The organism is Myroides gitamensis (assembly GCF_029894455.1).
In the GTDB taxonomy this organism is placed as follows: Bacteria; Bacteroidota; Bacteroidia; order Flavobacteriales; family Flavobacteriaceae; genus Flavobacterium; species Flavobacterium odoratum.
This window is the reverse complement of sequence record NZ_JARYHN010000001.1, coordinates 1,403,025-1,422,191: the sequence shown is the minus strand read 5'-3', so window position 1 is coordinate 1,422,191 and position 19,167 is coordinate 1,403,025. Positions and strand designations below refer to the sequence as shown.

Below are 19,167 nucleotides of genomic sequence, written 5' to 3'. Positions count from 1 at the left end.
CTGGCTAGAGAATAATACCTTTGTTGCATGAATTTATATACGATATTAAAGAAAATAAAACCTTTTATAGCCCCTTATAAAGGATTAGTAATAGGCACATTAGTATTAACTGCGGTGGGATCTATTGCGGTTCAAACGAATGCCTTGGTCCTGCGTTATTTGGTCGATGCACTCAATCTCGTAGTGAATAAGGAAGAAACGCTAGATTGGGGTTTTCAAGTATTGCTGTGGAGCAGTGTCATTTTAATTGTCAAAGAGATTGCCTTTAGTTGCATACAGTTTGGACAGCGCTATTTTGGGGAAAAACTGCGTATTTATACGTCAAGAGATATTTCACAATTGGTGGTTGAGCGCATTTTGACCTTCAAAATGGCATTTTATACTTCGGAGGAGAATGACAGTGGAAAACTACAAACCCGTATTGATCAAGGGATTAGTAGTATTACGCGTTTGGTACAGAATTTCTTCATTGATATTTTGCCGCTATTTGCCAATGCAATTGTAGCCTTGTTTTTTATTTATTCGGCTAATGTGTATATCGGATTAGTGAGTACAGCGATGATTCCGCTTTATTTCTATGTAAGTCAATTGCAAGCCAAAAAACTCAAAGGCTTTAGACGTAAGATGAGAAGTTATCGAGAAAATAAAAACAATGGTATTATCTCGTTAATCAATTCCATTACCGTGATTAAATCTTTTGTGCGTGAGCCTTTGGAATCAAAAAAACACGAGGAAATTCAATACGATATGACAGAAAATCAACTGTATACGCGTAAAACTAGCTTTGTGTTTGATTCAGTAAAAAGCTTTATTGAGCAATTTGGATTGGTTGTAATTATTTTGTTGACCACCTATTTTGTATTGAAAGGACAAATGAGTGTGGGTGCCATTATGTTTCACGTCTTGCTTTTTAATAACGTTACAGCGCCTATTCGACAATTACACCGAATTTATGACGATGTCAATGATGCGATGATTTATTCGGAAAGCTTCTTTGAAATATTAGAAGCGCAAGAAGAAGAATCTTCAGGTACTTATATTCCTCAAAAAATTGAAGGACGTATCGAATTGAAAAACGTGTCCTTCAATTATCCCAATGGAACAAAAGCACTAAAGGATGTCTCGATGCTAATTGAACCCAATAAAACAACAGCATTGGTTGGGTTGAGTGGAGCAGGAAAAAGTACTGTGATCAATCTGTTAGATAAGTTTTATGAACCCAATCAAGGGCAGATTCTATTGGATGGCGTTGATTTGAGGGAATATGATACGAAAGAACTGCGCAAACATATTGGTTTAGTATTACAAAAGAACCATATCTTCCAAGGAAGCATAGAAGAAAATATCCGATATGGCGATGAAACAGCCTCCCTTGAAGAAGTTAAGGAAGCTGCCAAAAAAGCCTATATTCATGAGCAAATCATGGACTTACCCCAAGGGTATGATGCAGATGCTCGATTGCTATCTGGAGGACAACAACAGCGTATTGCTATTGCGCGTTTGTTCCTAAAAGACCCTGCAATCATCTTCTTGGATGAACCAACGGCCAGTTTAGATGCCATTGCAACAGAACAAATTAAACGAAGCCTAGATGCCATTAAAGAAAATAGAACCGTTATTATTGTCTCCCATAGTATCTCGCAGATTATTGATGCACATCATATTGTCGTAATGGAAAAAGGCCAAGTCGTAGAAAGTGGAATTCATGAAGTCTTGTATGACAACAAACAAACCTATCATGAAATCTTCTCCGCCATGGCCAATAGTTTGAATCTTGAAAAAATCTCACAAACATTACACGCCGATGAACTATAAGAGCATAATATCCTTATTTTCAAAAGACTATTCCTTGATGAATAGTCTTTTTTTATGGAAAAAGGTTATGGGTAAAGAGGGTGAGGCGGTGAGGCGGTGTGAACGGTGTGATGGTGAGGCGGTGAGAGGGTGAGGCGATGAGGCGATGAGCCCCCCTTTCTTTTTTAAAGGGTAAAAAAGAAAGGGGGGCTCATCGTCTCATCACCTGACCTCTCACCATCTCACCCCTTAACATAACCTCTAACTCTGTAAATTTTCCTTTAATCGATAAATCTTACAACTTCACGATTTCACAAAGCGCAAACCTCACAAAGCACAAACCTCACAAAGAGTAATCCTTTCTTTTTTAAAGGGTAAAAAAGAAACAAAAAACCCTTCAACTAACCCAAATAAAGGTCAAATTAGTTTTCTATTTTCTGCTAAGTCGCTTTTTTGTTTTTTGTGAAGTTGTTGGGTTTATCGATTAAAGGCGATTTGCAAAAAAGCCTCTCGCAAAAAAGCAAACCTCACCGCCTCACAAAGCACAAGCATCTTTTATTTTTACAGCCTTTTCAAACATTTGACGCTCTTTATTTGCCTTACGTTGGAGGTAAATTGTCTTTTGTAAAGATGTTTTTTGCTTTTAAGTAAGTTTATTTTCTAGTAAAGAAGATTTTATTATGTCAAATCTCATCGTCTCATCACCTGACCTCTCACCGTCTCACCCATAACTCTTAACCCATAACCTCTAACCCTGTAAATTTTCTTTTAATCGATAAATCTTACAACTTCACGATTTCACAAAGCACAAACCTCACAAAGCACAACCCTCACAACCCCCATTTATTGACCTATATCAATGCTTTTGGTCTACTAGAACAAGAACTTTGTCCTATCAAAAAATAAAAAATATGAATACGAAGTATTACAAGTATGTGAATACCTTGTTTGTTGTAATTCCGATGACGTTAATTATGGCATTTGTAGGTTTAATTCGAAATTATGGATTTCAGGAAGGATGGTTTTTTCTGTTTTTAAAAGCGTGGAGTGTGATGCTTCCTGTGGCTTATGGATCAGCTTTTATCATTATTCCAAGAGCTAGAAAATACGCAGAACAATTAATTAAAAAATAAAATGGAAGATAAACTTCAAGAATTTGGAAAAACAAGCCAAGAAAGAGTAGAACGAGCGTTGAGCTTTTTAAAAGTTGGAAAAGGAGTGCTGCTTTTGGACGATAACGATAGAGAGAATGAGGCGGATGTGATTTTTTCAGCCCATTTGATGTCGGAGCAAGATATGGCTTTATTAATCCGATACTGTAGTGGGGTTATTTGTTTATGTTTGACGAATGACAAAGCAGATGCATTAGAATTACCGTTTATGGTGACAGAAAACACCAGTCAATTTCAAACGCCTTTTACCATTACGATTGAAGCAGCAAAAGGGGTGACCACAGGATTATCAGCAGCAGATCGTTTAACAACAGTGCGTGCGGCAAGCAATAAAAATGCGGCGTCAGCAGATTTATCTAAACCAGGACATATCTTTCCGTTACGTGCAAAAAATGGAGGTGTATTAGAACGCAATGGACATACAGAAGGAAGTGTTGATTTGATGAAGTTAGCGGGTTTACCCCCTGAAGCAGTGTTGTGTGAGTTAATGAATGACGACGGAACAATGGCGCGTCTTCCTGAAGCGATTGCGTTTGCTTTAGAACATAAAATGACGGTCTTAACGATTGCTGATGTAGTGTATTATCGTACTTTTGTTAGTGAAAAATAATTGCAATGAAACAATTAATAGCCTATATCCAAGATCGAATTGAAGTGACGGAGGCAGAACTAGATCAGATTCTTTCTTATTTCAAATACGAAAAATTAAAAAAAGGAGCCCAATTGAATGCTGGAGTCGGACAGACGCAAAAACTGTATTTTGTTTGTAAAGGATGCTTGCGCATTTTTTATATCAATGAAGCAGGGCAAGATACTACGCGTTTTTTTGCCTTTGAAAATCAGTTCGCTACTACTTTAGTTAGTTTTATTCAAGGAGATAGTGCTGAAGAATACATGCAAGCATTAGAAGAAAGTGAAGTATATGTGATTACACACCATCATTTTTATGAACTGTTGGATACGATTCCGCAATGGGAGAAGTTCTATCGCAAGTATTTAGAATTTGCTTATATCAATAATACAAGTAGACTATTTGCTATGGTTACCATGGATGCCGCAACGCGATACCAGGATTTACTATGTCAAAGTCCACAGATTGTACAGCGATTACCAAATAAAATTGTTGCTTCTTATTTAGGCGTTTCTCAAGAAACGTTGAGCCGCATTAAAGCAAAATAGATGAGGGTATTTGTTTTTTTGTAGGTTGCTTTTTTGTTGAATGGTTCAATACATAATGTATTTGTTCATTTGAAGTAAAGAAACGAATTAGTTCTGTAAAGAAGAGTCTGATAAAAAAACAAAGAATCGAAAAAACAAAAAAACGACTAAAAAAAGCAATATTTTGATAATAATCCTACATGTTAATTGGGTTAAATAAAGAAGGGGAAAAACCATGGTTTTTCCCCTTTTTCTTTCTAACATAATTTTTATGTAGAGAACAAATTGAGATTTCTATATCAATACCTTTATACGTGTAACTGTATAAATAGCAAGGTTATTCTTCAATATTGCTTTCTTTCAATAAAGCCTCTGCTCGAGATAAATCTTGCTCTTCAACAAATACGTGAACAGCTTTTCCTAAAGTACCATAACCAGCACTGCGTCCAGCTTCAATATCATCGCGAATAATGTAAGCAATGTTGTGTTCTTCTAATAAGTTTCGCACTGCTAAAACCATAACTTCGCTACCTGCGTATAATTTCTTGTGATTCATATCTTTCGAATTTTATTTAAAATTACACTTTTTAAACGTAAAAAAGAAGTACAATCCCTTTTTTTATCAAAGTTTTCCCTTTAATCATCGTACGTTGAAGAAGAAAGCCCTATTTTTACTTGACCAAAAGATGACGACATGTACAACCTCAAAATAGATTATGCAGAAGGGGCACACCCTGCAATATTAGATAAATTAGTAGAAACCAATTTCATACAACAAAACGGATACGGCAGTGACGAGTATACGCAAGAAGCAAAAGATTTACTACGTAGTAAACTCAATAAACCTGAGGCCGAAATTTATTTTGTATCAGGAGGAACACAAGCCAATTTGTTGGTTATTTCATTTCTCTTGCGTTCACATGAAGCCGTAATTAGTGCGCATTCAGGTCATATTTACGCCAATGAAACAGGAGCTATTGAGGCAACGGGCCACAAGGTAATTCCCATCGAAAGTAAAGACGGTAAGATTACCGCTACCCAAATTAAACAAACCTTAGCTTCTTTCCAATTGCGTCCACATGTAGTAAAACCCAAAGTAGTGTACATTTCGAATACGACAGAAGTTGGAACGATTTATAGTGAGCGTGAATTGAAAGCGTTATCGGATTGCTGTAGAGCGGAGGGATTGCTTCTTTTGATGGATGGGGCTCGTTTGGGACATGCTTTAACTGCGCCGACCAATGATCTAACCTTAGAGCGAATAGCAGAGCTGGTTGATGTTTTTTATATTGGAGCAACCAAAAATGGTGCTTTATTTGGGGAAGCTATTGTGTTTCCACAAGCAAATTTAGCGCTTGACTTCGATTATAACCTCAAGCAAAGGGGAGCGCTTTTCGCTAAAGGAAGAGTACTAGGTATTCAGTTTTTAGCCCTTTTTCAAGATGATTTGTATTTTAAATTAGCAAAAGACGCCAATGATATGGCAATGAAATTAGCAGAAGCTTTTCAAGCCCAAGGTTATTCTTTTTTAGTCGAACCGTCTAGCAATCAAATTTTTCCTATTTTACCTGTTGCGCTGATTCATCGCTTACAAGAGAAGTTTGATTTTTATGTATGGAAATCCATTAATGCAGAATATGCGACTATTCGATTAATTACCTCTTGGACCACAGACGAATTGATGTTGGAGGTATTCATCGCTATGTTAAACGAATAAGACAGAATGGAACAAATATTTATAACAGATTTAGATGGAACCTTGCTGAATAGCAGTGGATATTTAAGCTATGAAAGTGAACAAATACTACAAGAAGTAAGTAGCGGAAGCCTTCATAAAGTAGGGTTTGCCACAGCAAGAGGACTGACTAGTGCTGCTAAGGTGATTCAACACGTTTCTTGGAATTTCCCCGTGGTCCTTAATAATGGTGCGGTGATTTACGATTGGCAAGCCCAACGCATTTTAAAAATTAAAGGCATTGAGGCTGCTTATGTAGAGATCGTATTGAAGTTAGGAGAAGAAAAGGGAATCTCTCCATTCGTTTTTACTTTGAATGAGAGCTTTGAGGAAGGGATTTTTTTCCAAGAGAATCCAAGTAAGGGCTTGCAGTATTTTATGAATATGCGCCCTAGTGACCCTCGGTTTATAGCAGTAGATCAATTGCCAACAGCAGCTGCGACTTGGGAGACACAAAGTTTAGTGATGATGTTCATTGAAGATTATGATACGTTAGTGCCATTAAAACTACATTTGCAAGAACAGTATGGAGATGATTTGACTTGTCTATTAATGCAGGATCAATATATTCCCGATCTATTTGTATTGGAAGTGTCAAGTGCCAAGGCAACTAAAGAAAACGCAATTGCATATTTACAAGAACACTACGCTATTCAAGGCAAAGACTTACATCTTTTTGGAGATAACTTAAATGATAAAGGGATGTTGGAATTACAGGCCAATACCTATGCGGTGGGTAATGCACATCCTGTAATCTTGGCATTGGCGCAGCATAAAATTGGAACCAATGATCAAGATGGAGTAGCCCAAACCATTAAACGAGTTGTAAATCAAGCCCTATAAAGCATAAAAAATAGAAGAAAGAGGAGCTAAACGAAATTATAGTATTCTCTTATTTTTTTATACCTTCGGCTTTTCTTTTTTGAAGCTTAGCGAAGAATAGAAAAAAAGTAAACCAACAATAAAAACTAAAAATATAAATTCATGAAATTAGCTAGTATCAACAATGGCACAAGAGATGGTCAATTAGTCGTTGTTTCAAAAGATTTGACAAAAGCAGTTGTAGTTAGTGAAATTGCAGCTACAATGCAAGCAGCATTAGATCAATGGGCAACTAAAGAGGCACTTTTAAAAGAGGTGTATGACAACTTAAACGCAGGAAAACTATCTAATATTATCGATTTTACAACTGCTAAGGTAATGGCGCCAATTCCAAGAGCGTACCACTGGGCAGACGGTAGTGCTTATGTAACACACGTTGAATTAGTACGTAAAGCGAGAAATGCAGAATTGCCAGAATCATTCTGGACAGATCCATTGATGTATATGGGAGCTTCAGATGCTTTTATTGGAGCAACTGATGATATTCTAATCGAAAAAGAAGAATGGGGAATTGACTTTGAATCAGAAGTAGCCGTTATTACGGATGATGTTCCTCCAGGAGTAGATGTAGCAACAGCATTGAAACACATCAAATTAGTTACGATATTGAATGATGTTTCGTTGAGAAACTTAATTCCAGCAGAATTAGGGAAGCAATTCGGATTCTATCAATCTAAACCGTGGACTACTTTCGCACCAGTTATGGTAACAGTAGACGAATTAGGAGACGATTGGAAAGAAGGAAAATTACATTTGCCTTTACACTCAACGTTAAACGGAACATTAGTAGGATCGCCAAATGCAGGAGTAGATATGACTTTCAATTTTGGACAATTAGTAGCACATGCTGCAAAAACACGTTCACTAATGGCTGGAACCGTGATTGGATCAGGAACTGTAGCTAATCAAGGAAGCCCAACAGGATCAAGCTGTTTAGCAGAAGTTCGTTGTTTAGAGACAATTAAAGACGGAAAACCATCTACACCATTTATGCAATTTGGAGATCGTATCGAAATTGAAATGATGGATAAAGAAGGAAAAACAATCTTTGGTCGCATCAATCAAGTGGTGAAAGAATATAAGAAATAATTGAAGGTGAGAAGGTGAGGCGATTTGATGTAAAACCCCGTAGTGGCAAATGGCAATTTGCCAAGTAACTAGATAAAGTCTGGGCAACTGTTCACTGTCAACCATACCATCGAGCATAATAAAAAAGGAAGGAGTTGTATACAACTCCTTCCTTTTTTATTTTCATAACCCCCAACCCCTAACTCCCCAACCCCTAACTCCCCAACCCCTAACTCCCCAACCCCTAACTCCCAACCCATAACTCCCAACCCATAACCCCAAACCAATTGAGTAAACACTATCAACGGTTGAGTTCTAATTTCATCCGTTTGAGTATGCTTTTTGCTGTGATAAACTGATTTAGAAGTACTATTGTATCAGGTTAAAACTTGTGAAGGGAAACAACAAACGCTTATTTATACGTGTGAGATTCTATTTTTTGATATAAAATGGTTGAGTTAAAATTTTATCAGAGTCTCTTACACAAATAAGACGTAAAATTTTCTTTTACTAGGTTAGTAATTGATAAGGTGAATGAGGAGAACAAACTCGTAATGAGTTTGTTCTTTTTTTTTGTGTTAATTCAAGAACAAACTCTCCTTTTCATTTCGTAATTTTGACTACTCAACTTAAACTAAGTGGAATGAAACTCATATTTGCTTCAAACAATAAGAACAAAATCAAAGAAATTAAAAATCAAGTACCAGATTCAATAGAAATATTGAGTTTAGAAGACATTGGCTGCATGGTGGATATACCAGAAACAGCAGATACCATAGAAGGAAATGCTTTATTAAAGGCAAATTACATCAAAAGACACTATGGATTCAACTGTTTTGCTGATGATTCAGGATTAGAAGTAGATGCTTTAGCAGGTGCACCAGGTGTATATTCAGCACGATATGCTGGAGAAGACAAAAATGATCAAGCGAATAATGCGAAACTATTGAGCGAGTTAGAAGCGAAGGACGATAGAAAAGCAAATTTTAAAACGGTGATTGCCTTGCATTACAATGGAGAAGAGCATTTGTTTACAGGTATTATCGAAGGTGAAATTCTAAAAGAAGCACAAGGAGAAGGTGGTTTTGGCTATGATCCTTTGTTTCAAGCTACAGGTATGACTAAGTCATTTGCAGAATTAACCCTAGAAGAAAAAAATGCAGTAAGTCACAGAGGAAAAGCGGTTAGTCAACTCGTTGCATTTTTAAAAGACAAAGAAATAGAAGATCTATAGGGGTAAACCCTGCTAGTTGGAACGCTTTTTTTGTATCCTTTTGTCTAAAGAGAAAGAAGTAGGCGAGGGATCGAACTTTTTAAGAAAAGAGTAAAACAAGAGAAGTAGAAGCTAAAATTAGAAGTGAATACGATAATCCATCCTTTAAGAAATTAGTAATCAATAAATTAATTGAAATATCAATCGCTCTAAAGAGTACTATTCCTATTCAAAAGCCCGAAAAATAGACCAATAAGGCAAAAAGTTAAATCGAAAAAAGTTTTGTAGTCTGCTAGAATACTATAAATTTGACTAATTTTGCAATCGTTTTAATCAATAAAGTTACAAAAGAACAACTATGATACTATCAATTGTTGGTTATGGAGATCCTGTTTTACGTAAAGTAGGAGAAGACATAACAAAAGATTATCCAAATCTAGATGAATTAATTGCTAATATGTACGATACGATGTATTCGGCTAGTGGAGTAGGATTAGCAGCTCCTCAAGTGGGATTGCCTATTCGTCTATTTGTAGTTGATTGTGCTCCATTTGCAGAAATTGAAGATAATACACCAGAAGAAAAAGAATTTTTAACTAAGTATAAGAGAACCTTCATCAACGCTAAAATAATTAAGGAAGAAGGAGAAGAGTGGGCGTTTAATGAAGGATGTTTAAGTATTCCAGATGTACACGAACTAGTTGTACGTAAAGAACAGATTACAATTGAATACTGTGATGAGAATTTCACGAAATATACAGAAACAATCAATGGATTAGCTGCACGTGTAATTCAACATGAGTATGATCACATTGAAGGAATTCTATTTACAGATAAATTATCAAGCCTTAAAAAGAAATTAATAGCAAAGCGATTAAAGAATATTATGGAAGGTAAAGTGTTTACAGACTATAAAATGAAATTTGCTGCTAAAAAAGGTAGATAAAAAATTGGAAATTAAGAAGTAATTAAGATATTTGTTACAAAAGAAAAATTTTAGAAAATGAGTTTAGAAAAAGTATTAGCTATTTCTGGTAAGCCAGGATTATTTGAGTTAATTGTTCAAACACGCACAGGATTTATTGCAGAATCATTAGTTGACGGGAAAAGAAGTACAGTAGGATTAAAAAACAACGTTAGTTTATTATCTGAAATCTCAATATATACGCACGAAGGAGAAATTAAACTTTTTGACGTATTTAAAAGTATTGCAACAAAAGAAAACAATGGAGAGGCTATTTCTCACAAAGCTTCTGATCCAGAATTAGTAGCTTACTTCCAAGAAGTATTGCCAAACTATGATTCAGAGCGCGTTTACAATTCTGATATTAAAAAAGTATTGAACTGGTATAATATCGTACAAAAAAGAGGATTAATTCAAGAGGCTTTTCAAGAAGCAGTTGAAGAAAGCAAATAAGAAAAAAGAATAGATAAAAAGCTCGTTATACAACGAGCTTTTTTATTTTTACAAGGAAAATAATACAATTCGCTATGCATACACAACAAGAAAAATTAGAAGCTATTGGACGCTTGTTAACCATTATGGATGAGTTAAGGGTCGAATGTCCATGGGATAAGAAACAAACCTTTGAATCGTTGCGTTCTTTGACCATTGAAGAAGTCTATGAATTAGCAGATAGTATCTCGGTTGGAGACCCAGTAGAAATGCAAGGAGAGTTGGGAGATTTGCTAATGCACATTGTATTTTATGCTAAAATAGGAAGCGAACAAGGATTATTTGATGTGAAAACAATTGCGGATGGCATTTGTGAGAAACTCATCTATAGACATCCTCATATATACGGAGATACAAAAGTAGAAAATGAACAAGAAGTGCTTCAAAATTGGGAGCAACTCAAATTGAAAGCCGGACGAAAATCAGTATTAGAAGGTGTGCCTACAAGCTTACCAGCGATTATCAAAGCGTTGCGTATGCAGGAGAAAGCCAGTGGTATCGGTTTCGATTGGAGCGATAAAACGGATGTATGGGCGAAAGTAGAGGAAGAAATACAAGAATTCAAAGCAGAAGAAGCGGCGGGTAACCAGGCTTTAATGGAGAAGGAATTTGGAGATATTTTATTTTCCTTAGTGAACTATGCACGCTTTGTAGGTATAGATCCTGAACATGCATTGAGCCAGACAAACCACAAGTTTTTGACTCGTTTTCAAACGATGGAGCAATTAATTCAGGAAGAACATAAAGCCTTGCCTGATATGAACTTAGAGGAAATGGATGTATATTGGGAAAAAGCAAAAAAGTTGACACAAAAATAAAAACGTAAACCATGAAGAAGAAAATAAATCACTGGTATAGTTTGGGGATGAGTATTGCCTTCATCCTTTGTTCTTTCGTTACCTATGGACAACGCATTCAACAAGATGTTTTTAATGATTTAGTCTATAAAGCAGATCAGTATAATGCTAAACTGAAGAAAAATGTCTTTGATGATTTGACCTTTACAGATTCAAATCATAATACCCTCAAGTTTAATAAAGCCTATTTACAAAAGAAGATGGGGTCTAATTACAATGAATTGGATGTGAAGTCTATGTTTTTTCAAGATTTGATCCTAGATTATATGCAGATTAGTGGGTATGAAGCTACCTATGGGATTGATATTTTAGGAAAGTTGACGATTGAAGATAATCGTGGAAAAAAATTAACTGCTAAAGAAGATATTTTTGGAATCCTTCAAGTAAAAAATGAAGGCGAGCAAAAGTCTTGGGATATTCGAACCGATTTTTCTGGAGATATGACGTTTAAAGGACGTAATGAATCGGCTACCTTGACGAAAAATTTAACAGGAAATCGCGTGTATACAGATAGCAATAGCACTAAAATAGAAGTGTCTGCATTGGTTTGGGAGCGTTTAGTCAAAAAGAATCAAACAGAACAGGGTGCATTTATTCAATTAATAGAACAATTCTTGCTATTGTCTTTATAGCGTTCCTGCTGATTATTGTGATTTTTTGAGTAAAATCTATGGATATAGTGTTAAAGTTAGGTTTATAATCTGATTTGTATTATTTTATTTAGATATTTTAGTAAAACTATTTTAAGACTTTGTCAATCAGATTATTTGAACTACTTTGCAACTCAAAATAAAACGCAAGTTCCCCACTTCAAGAAGACGCCTTCGGACAAGAAGGGTAGAAAGGGATCTTAAAAATAAACAACAACACTGTTGGAAATCAAATAAGACAAGTAGCCACGTCTAGATTTTATGGTAAAAAAAGCCAACTCATTGAGTTGGCTTTTTCATTTATTGGTAAACCGAAAAGTAGTGCATTCAACAATTTTCGACGTATAGCTAATCTCGAAATAGATTAAGGATTTATTACGAAACATTTGGTTAATGACATCTGTGTTGGTTGGTTTACAGGTACACTCCATCCAGTTCCATCAGACCAATTAAGTATAGGATAGTAATTGAAGCTGTTTTTAAAATTCCATGATTCTGTTACAGCATCATCATAGGTACCAAAAAAATACTTTTCATGATGCTCGATAGAGCCGCTAACAGCTTTGAAATTGTGGTAATATACAGCATCGAAGCTAAGGAGATAACATTTTGAATCAATCACACCTTGTTCTGATTTATCTTCTCCTCTAATTTCTCCACTATTTGCGAAAACGCCAAGTGATAAGACTAACGCTAATCCTAATGTTAATTTTTTCATAAAAAAAGATTTAAAATTAATTAATGTTAAAATACAAAACATTAATCATTATAAAAAAATATATTTATTTATTAACAGATTGTGAAGTTTTCCTGTAGTTGTGTATGTATGTTCAATTTTTATTTAAAACTTATAGTTAAACGACAAAGTTGCAATTCTACTATCTAGATCGTATTTCTGTTTCACCTTCGAATCGAAGTTATCGCCAATAATTGTGAAGTTATTGGTTTTTAATACGTCAGTCAAGGCTAACTTAATACTTCCCCTATCCTTGAAGACGCTCTTAGAAGCTCCAATTGTTAGATCGAAGTAAGCATCTCTTTTATATAACCCAATGTTCGATTTAGAAAAATACTGTGCATTGATTTCGGCTTTTATTCCTTTTGAAAAAGTAAAGCTATTTTGAGCATTGAGTGTAAAAGCAACTTGCTTACTGTCAATCGTTGTTTCTTGGTAAGTCCCTTTGTATTGGTTGTTAAACAAGTTAAACATACTGCTTAACGTCCAAAAATCTGTGGGATTAGCAGTGGCAGTTACAGTAGCACCATAATGGTAAGACTTGCTCAGATTCTCTAGCGTTTTTACCATAATAGTTTGATTCTGTTCATAGGAATATACTTGCGTCATGACATCATTGGTCTGGCTAAAATAAATCGAAGCAATCAAATACTTACTCCAGCTATATCCGATCTCTGTGGCATGTGTAATTTCCGGTCTGACGTTTACATTTCCTTGCCAGTAATTGAAAGGATCGTTGTAAAAACGGAAAGGATTTAAATCAAAATGACTCGGTCGGTTGATGCGTTTACTATAGGAAGCATAGTAGCTATGCGCCTGATCAGTTTCATATTTGATGGAGGCACTAGGGAATAATTTATTGTAATCCATTTGGTGGTGCTCCGCTGTAGTTTTTTGATTGATGGTACGATCGGTATATTCATTGCGCAGTCCGACTTGAATTTGCCAATGATCCCAAGTGGCTTTATAATTGGCATATAAGGCGTGAATTTGCTCCTTGTAATCGTAGTGATTGGTCGTAATCGGATCAATCGCCCAGTGGTTGTTTTCCTCTATTTCATAGACAGAAGGATTGTCATTGGTTTTTACCGTTGATTTCCAGCCCGTTTCTAACGTATGATTGTCCCAAAGAGGAATTGTAAAGTCTAATTTTCCATTGAAAACGCGCAACGTGGAAGGGATTTTTCCTCTTCTGTTGGGATAAGCATTTGCAGTAGCTACCAGTGTTTCTTGGAGCTGCGTTTGGAGTGACCTAAATTTAGATTGTTCGTATTCAATGTCAAAATCTAAACGCGTTCCTTCTTCTGCAAATTGATGCGTTCCATGTACGCTATAGGTATAGTCATACCAATGTTCGTCGTTGTAATTATCCGTGGCAATGGAGGAATACAAGGTTGAAACAGGGGCATAAACATCGCTAATTCCTTTGGATTTGTTTTCATAACGACCAATTTTAGCATCAAATAAAATTCCTATAGACGTTTTAGCGTTGAATTGATAGTCGGTTCCCCATTTAAAATTATTGGATGTCAAGGGCTCACTCGTTTTGTAGTGTTGCACGGTTTGTCGAGTAAGTAGGGAAGAAGCATCAAAAAAATCTTGATCAAAGGTTTTGCGTTCTTCTTCTCCTCTAAAAGTATAGCTGTAATCGGCAAATACACTCCAACCTTTGTGGTTGTAGTTGATGTTCATCCCCGTGTTCATGCGGTTTTTCCTTCCTCGTCCAACACTAGTATAAACACTGCCATTCAATCCCTCAAGCACACTTTTCTTCAATACAATATTGATGATACCCGCATTACCCGTTGCGTCGTATTTGGCCGAGGGATTGGCAATGATTTCAATATTCTTTACAGCACTTGAGTTGGTAGAGCGTAGTAAATTGGCTAATTCTTTGGAAGACAGGGAGCTCAATTTGCCATTGATCATCACACTCACTCCTTTTTTTCCTCGAAGAGATAATTCCCCTTCTTGTGAAACAACAACACCGGGTGCACGACCAAGTACTTCTAAAATAGTACTGCCTTCAGATAGGGTACTGTTTTCTACATTAAATACCATTTTATCTGCTTTCTGTTGAAAAACAGGCTTGTTGACGCGGATAAAAACTTCACCAAGATCGGTGGGTAGGGTTTGATATAAACTGTCTAACTGCGCTTCGGTTTGTGCAAACATGGACAAACTACAGCAAGACAGCATAACGATATAGATGCGATTCATAACTAAACTAAGATAAATTAAAAGTCGTTGATGTTGTTATTTAGACTTATTAAAAATAAAATACATAGTTCGCAAATATAGAATTATTTAGAATGATTTTAAGTAAATATTTGGTTTTTTTATAAGGATATGATTATCATGTGGGTAAGTGATTTTACAAAAGAAATAGTAGTTCACAAGAAGAAAAAATACCCATTGAAAATAAGATAAAGAAGAACAGATGATCTAAAATGATTGACCTAAGTAAAAAAAAAGTAATTTTACTATTCACAAAAAATTAAAATAAAATGACACATTTAAAAGTTGGTGATCAAGCGCCAAATTTTGTTGGTATAGATCAAGCCGGAGTAAAACATCAATTAAATGATTACAAAGGAAAGAAATTAGTCGTCTTTTTTTACCCTAAGGCAAGTACACCAGGTTGTACAGCAGAGGTTTGTAATTTAAGAGATAACTACCAAGTGCTAAAAGAACAGGGGTATGAATTACTTGGCGTAAGTGCTGATTCGGCGGAGAGACAACAGAAGTTTATAACTAAAAACAGCTTGCCTTTTCCTTTGTTAGCAGACGAAAGTAAAGAAGTACTTCATGCTTTTGGTGTTTGGGGACCTAAAAAGTTTATGGGTAGAACCTATGATGGAATTCACCGTATGACTTTTGTAATCAATGAAGAGGGAGTGCTTAGTCAAATTATTGACAAAGTAAAAACAAAAGATCACGCGGCTCAAATCTTAGCATCCTAAAACAAAGCGCGTTTATACGCACTATTGGGGGATAATAAATTGTATATGAAAGAAAAAGAAAAGAAAATAACAAAGCATGAATTGTTCTTGCTCCAAGAGCATTCATCAATAGAAGAACAACACTTTAAAACGCTGTATCAAACCTATGGTTTAGCTTCTGCTCAACAATGGAAAGAGTTTGGGTATTATGCTTTACTCATTTGTGGTATTGGTTTTTTGGTTAGTGGTATATTGTTCTTCTTTGCCTTTAATTGGGATCAGATGGCAGTAAGTGTCAAGTTCGCTCTTATTGGATTGGGCATCTTAATCAGTGCCTATGGAGCAATAACGACACGTGTCAAAGAGGTGATTAATAAAATTAGCCTAGTTGCTACTTCCGTATTAATAGGGGTATTACTGGCTGTTTTTGGGCAAACGTATCAAACAGGAGCTAACGCTTATGACCTGTTTTTAATGTGGCTGATTGTAGTTACGCCACTAACGCTTGTTAGTCAGTCTACGTATCAATGGCTGTTCTTTAGTATTTTAGCTAATACAACGTTGATATTAGCCTTAGTACAAGTGTTGCAAATTGATTCTGTTTTCTTTGGAATTATTTTTTTAATCCTAACGAATTTTGCTCTTTTACTTCTTCCGCAAATTAAAGGGCTACACCCTCAGTTTCAAATTGGCAATTGGTATAAACAGGTACAATGCATCGCTATCTATACACTAGCAACTACAGGTTTTTGTCTCTGGCTTTTTAGCAATGAAGCAAATTACAGAGAAAATGAACTAGATGGAGATGTAATTGCCTTATTGCTTGCTCTAATACTGATTGGAGGCGGCCTAGTGATGGGATGGATACAAAAACAGATTTTTTTATTTTCTTACGCTTTAATTGCAGCAGTTTGCTGTGGATTAATGATTTGGATGAAGATATTTAAGGATGCAGCTGAAGGACTACTCGTTTATATGTTGTATGCAATAGGAGCTATCTTCTTCATTATTAAAGTAGTGTCGAATAAATCAAAAGCGTGGAAGGATGAAAAGTAGTTCGTGGAAAGACTTGCTTCTTCAAGTAGAAGAACAAGGCGTTAGGGTTAACGAGCAATTGGCCAGTCGCATAGAGGAAGAAAACTCCATTAAGTATGTATTTTTAAAAGTGGTCGCTATTTTAGGTAGTTTATTAGCCATGGGGTTTTTCTTTGGTTTTCTATTTCTTACAATTGGTGATTCACTGGGGTACGTTAGTTTTCTGCTCTTTGCAGTAGTGCTGTATGCGTTGAGTTTTATTGGGAATAAAAAGATAGAACCCGCTTTGAGAGATGGCGTGTTTGTCGCTACCTATATCAGTGCATTTGTTTGCGTAATTGCAGCTGGTATTGATTTTGGCTGGAGAGAGAGTAACAATCTTCTTTGTGTGATTGTACTGAGTTTTGGTGGATTTATGTTATTCAAAAGCAAGATTATCCAATTCTTATCCATAATTAGTTTGTATTATGGTCTTGTATATTACCTCAGTCTACTACATTTAGGCTATGGAGGATTACTCTTATTTTGGCTGCTTTTGGTTGGTCTTTACTTTATGTTTGATAAAGAAGTAGAGCTGAAAACGAAATATTCATTCTGGTCACAGCGATATAATGCAATCCTAAATGCTTTATTTCTAATTTTTTTCTTTGAGATTATTCAGGATAATATCTCCTTGATTGATCCTTCGAATTGGATTAACCGCTCTAGATTCTTCGATTATCATGTGGTGGGACACCGTATTTATTTGGGCTTTGCTGGGATTGTATTACTTGCTTTAACTTATTGGACCATCAAGCAAATTGGACAAAGGGTAACGCTACCTCAACCCATGCTTATTACCGGAATATCAGGTGTTGTCATCTTGGGTATGGCCTTTTTAATGCATGGTTTTGGTATGCCTTTAGTCATTAGTTTTTTCTTGTTGGTGTGGTCTTTTCAGTTTCGTTTTTATAAAGGAATCGTACTGGCGATTTGCACATTGCTTTTATCGCTAGGTGCGTATTACTACTATTTAAATGTAAGCTTGCTTATTAAATCTCTAATTTTAATGGGCTGTGGTCTGTTCTTCTTAGGGCTATTTGTAATCTATAATCGATGGAACCGTGAAAAATAAAAGAAATATTGTCATTGCAGTTACCTTAGTGGTATTCGCAGGTTTTTTTCTGCGTGCTATCCTGCAAAAAGAAGAAACGATTCAAGAGGGGAAACTAGTATTATTGCGCTTGGCTCCAGTGGATCCGCGTTCCTTAATACAAGGCGATTACATGCAGTTGAATTACGCAATCAATGACGAATTGCGCGAAACAACCCTCAACAAAGAGGAGATACACAAACGCGGATATGTGATCCTAACCCTCGATGAGCAAAATAGAGGTACTTTTAAAGCCATTAGTACAGCTTTGCCTAAACTAGAGAAGGAAGACGCAATAGTAGCGGTAAAATACTTCAATTGGGACGGATTTAGTCTAGCTGTTGGAGCAGAGAGTTACTTTTTTCAAGAAGGAAAAGATACGTTATATGAACAAGCTAAATATGGAGGACTTCGTGTAGATCAAAACGGAAATAGTGTTTTAGTTGGATTGTATACGGAGAATTTAGAGCGAATTGAATAGACGATAAAGCCAGACAGATGAAAAAAATAATCGGACCCTGCGGGATTACCTTGGCTATTTTAGCAGTGGGATGTAAAAGTCAAACTAGGCAAAAAGACGCCAAATTAAGTCATCTACTTACATGGTATTATAACAGAATAGAGCATCAACAGTAGTTTTACAATAGCAGGAAATAGTTACTTCTTATTGAGATAAAGAAGATCAATTATTGAAAATAAGTTGTAAATTTGATGTACAGAATAATAAAAAATCTCACAATGAAAAGAAGAAATTTAGCTGTATTAACAGTAGTAGCAATGAGCGTTTTAACGCTTACAAGTTGTAAAAAAGAAGTTAAAGAAACAACAGAACCAACTGCAGTTGAAGAAGTAACTCCAACAGAAGTAATGGCTGATAATTCAAAAACTTCATTAGATTGGGCAGGAACATATACAGGAACTATTCCATGTGCTGATTGTCCAGGAATCGATGAAACGATTGAACTTAAAGAGGATGGAACATTCAAATTAGTGGACCATTATCAAGATAGAAAAGACGGACATTTTGAAGAAGAAGGGAAGTATGAATGGGATGCAACAGGGAATAAAATTACACTTACATTGAAAGATGGAAGTACAAAACAAGCAGCTGTTCACGAAGGAAGTTTATTGCTTTTGGATCAAGAAGGGAATGAAATTACAGGAAGTTTAGCTGAAAATTATCGTTTGAAAAAACAATAAGACAGACTTAAAAATCTAACTATAAAAGGATGAGAATCGAATTCTCATCCTTTTTTTTGTGCTTATTTTAACCGGCTGTAAGTGGAAATAAACCTTAAAAGCAAAGGTAAAAAAAGGATGGAATACTGCCCCAAAAG

Annotated in this window: 20 protein-coding genes; 17 read left to right on the top strand and 3 right to left on the bottom strand. The window is 35.7% G+C overall.

What is annotated here, in order from left to right; genetic code table 11:
• The first annotated feature begins 27 nt into the window (after window positions 1-27).
• From M2306_RS06165 to M2306_RS06150, 4 genes are all read left to right on the top strand, one after another.
• Window positions 28-1,815, top strand: a complete 1,788-nt coding sequence (locus M2306_RS06165) for an ABC transporter ATP-binding protein (RefSeq protein WP_259188511.1) — start codon at window positions 28-30, stop codon at window positions 1,813-1,815.
• Window positions 1,816-2,705: 890 nt separating this feature from the next.
• Window positions 2,706-2,927: a DUF2798 domain-containing protein gene (locus tag M2306_RS06160; protein ID WP_115090261.1), complete on the top strand. Its 222-nt coding sequence runs from the start codon at window positions 2,706-2,708 to the stop codon at window positions 2,925-2,927.
• Between the two features lies 1 nt (window position 2,928).
• Complete coding sequence (ribB, locus tag M2306_RS06155) at window positions 2,929-3,576, top strand: 3,4-dihydroxy-2-butanone-4-phosphate synthase (protein WP_259188513.1); 648 nt, start codon at window positions 2,929-2,931, stop codon at window positions 3,574-3,576.
• 5 nt (window positions 3,577-3,581) lie between these two features.
• Window positions 3,582-4,145, top strand: a complete 564-nt coding sequence (locus tag M2306_RS06150; protein ID WP_002992259.1) for a Crp/Fnr family transcriptional regulator — start codon at window positions 3,582-3,584, stop codon at window positions 4,143-4,145.
• A gap of 316 nt (window positions 4,146-4,461) precedes the next feature.
• Here M2306_RS06150 and M2306_RS06145 read toward each other — a convergent pair whose 3' ends face one another.
• Entirely contained in the window at window positions 4,462-4,680 is a 219-nt protein-coding gene (locus M2306_RS06145; protein WP_002992263.1) for a putative signal transducing protein, read from the bottom strand.
• Window positions 4,681-4,818: 138 nt separating this feature from the next.
• On the opposite strand from M2306_RS06145, the gene M2306_RS06140 reads away from it, so the two are divergent.
• The 8 genes from M2306_RS06140 to M2306_RS06105 all read left to right on the top strand — a co-directional run bounded on the left by M2306_RS06140 (window position 4,819) and on the right by M2306_RS06105 (window position 11,967).
• Entirely contained in the window at window positions 4,819-5,841 is a 1,023-nt protein-coding gene (locus M2306_RS06140; RefSeq protein WP_259188515.1) for a threonine aldolase family protein, read from the top strand.
• A 6-nt stretch (window positions 5,842-5,847) separates the two neighbouring features.
• Window positions 5,848-6,702: an HAD-IIB family hydrolase gene (locus M2306_RS06135; RefSeq protein WP_259188516.1), complete on the top strand. Its 855-nt coding sequence runs from the start codon at window positions 5,848-5,850 to the stop codon at window positions 6,700-6,702.
• A 141-nt stretch (window positions 6,703-6,843) separates the two neighbouring features.
• Window positions 6,844-7,830 (top strand): fumarylacetoacetate hydrolase family protein, encoded by a 987-nt coding sequence (locus M2306_RS06130; protein ID WP_259188517.1) that lies wholly within the window; start codon window positions 6,844-6,846, stop codon window positions 7,828-7,830.
• A gap of 622 nt (window positions 7,831-8,452) precedes the next feature.
• The gene (locus M2306_RS06125) at window positions 8,453-9,043 is read left to right on the top strand and encodes a non-canonical purine NTP diphosphatase (protein WP_259188518.1); all 591 of its coding nucleotides are present in this window, start codon (window positions 8,453-8,455) and stop codon (window positions 9,041-9,043) included.
• A 337-nt stretch (window positions 9,044-9,380) separates the two neighbouring features.
• On the top strand, window positions 9,381-9,968 hold the full coding sequence (gene def, locus M2306_RS06120; protein WP_002992275.1) for a peptide deformylase: 588 nt from the start codon (window positions 9,381-9,383) through the stop codon (window positions 9,966-9,968).
• A 57-nt stretch (window positions 9,969-10,025) separates the two neighbouring features.
• Entirely contained in the window at window positions 10,026-10,439 is a 414-nt protein-coding gene (locus M2306_RS06115) for a DUF5606 family protein (RefSeq protein WP_259188520.1), read from the top strand.
• Between the two features lie 74 nt (window positions 10,440-10,513).
• The gene (mazG, locus tag M2306_RS06110) at window positions 10,514-11,296 is read left to right on the top strand and encodes a nucleoside triphosphate pyrophosphohydrolase (RefSeq protein WP_259188521.1); all 783 of its coding nucleotides are present in this window, start codon (window positions 10,514-10,516) and stop codon (window positions 11,294-11,296) included.
• Window positions 11,297-11,307: 11 nt separating this feature from the next.
• The gene (locus M2306_RS06105) at window positions 11,308-11,967 is read left to right on the top strand and encodes a hypothetical protein (RefSeq protein WP_259188522.1); all 660 of its coding nucleotides are present in this window, start codon (window positions 11,308-11,310) and stop codon (window positions 11,965-11,967) included.
• A gap of 382 nt (window positions 11,968-12,349) precedes the next feature.
• On the opposite strand, the gene M2306_RS06100 is transcribed toward M2306_RS06105, so the two are convergent.
• Together M2306_RS06100 and M2306_RS06095 are read right to left on the bottom strand one after the other, a co-directional pair.
• Complete coding sequence (locus M2306_RS06100) at window positions 12,350-12,703, bottom strand: hypothetical protein (RefSeq protein WP_259188523.1); 354 nt, start codon at window positions 12,701-12,703, stop codon at window positions 12,350-12,352.
• A gap of 123 nt (window positions 12,704-12,826) precedes the next feature.
• Window positions 12,827-14,941, bottom strand: a complete 2,115-nt coding sequence (locus tag M2306_RS06095) for an outer membrane beta-barrel family protein (RefSeq protein ID WP_259188524.1) — start codon at window positions 14,939-14,941, stop codon at window positions 12,827-12,829.
• A gap of 287 nt (window positions 14,942-15,228) precedes the next feature.
• Between M2306_RS06095 and bcp the strand changes: the two genes are divergently transcribed.
• The 5 genes from bcp to M2306_RS06070 all read left to right on the top strand — a co-directional run bounded on the left by bcp (window position 15,229) and on the right by M2306_RS06070 (window position 19,030).
• A complete protein-coding gene (bcp, locus tag M2306_RS06090) occupies window positions 15,229-15,684 on the top strand; it encodes a thioredoxin-dependent thiol peroxidase (protein ID WP_115090274.1) in 456 nt (151 codons plus the stop codon).
• 45 nt (window positions 15,685-15,729) lie between these two features.
• Window positions 15,730-16,719 (top strand): DUF2157 domain-containing protein, encoded by a 990-nt coding sequence (locus tag M2306_RS06085; RefSeq protein ID WP_259188525.1) that lies wholly within the window; start codon window positions 15,730-15,732, stop codon window positions 16,717-16,719.
• Window positions 16,709-17,812 (top strand): DUF4401 domain-containing protein, encoded by a 1,104-nt coding sequence (locus tag M2306_RS06080; protein ID WP_259188526.1) that lies wholly within the window; start codon window positions 16,709-16,711, stop codon window positions 17,810-17,812. Before M2306_RS06085 ends, M2306_RS06080 begins: the two co-directional genes overlap by 11 nt.
• On the top strand, window positions 17,802-18,311 hold the full coding sequence (locus tag M2306_RS06075) for a GDYXXLXY domain-containing protein (RefSeq protein WP_259188528.1): 510 nt from the start codon (window positions 17,802-17,804) through the stop codon (window positions 18,309-18,311). Before M2306_RS06080 ends, M2306_RS06075 begins: the two co-directional genes overlap by 11 nt.
• Before the next feature lie 257 nt (window positions 18,312-18,568).
• Window positions 18,569-19,030, top strand: coding sequence for a copper resistance protein NlpE (locus M2306_RS06070; RefSeq protein WP_259188529.1), 462 nt, complete (start codon window positions 18,569-18,571; stop codon window positions 19,028-19,030).
• Window positions 19,031-19,167 lie beyond the last annotated feature (137 nt).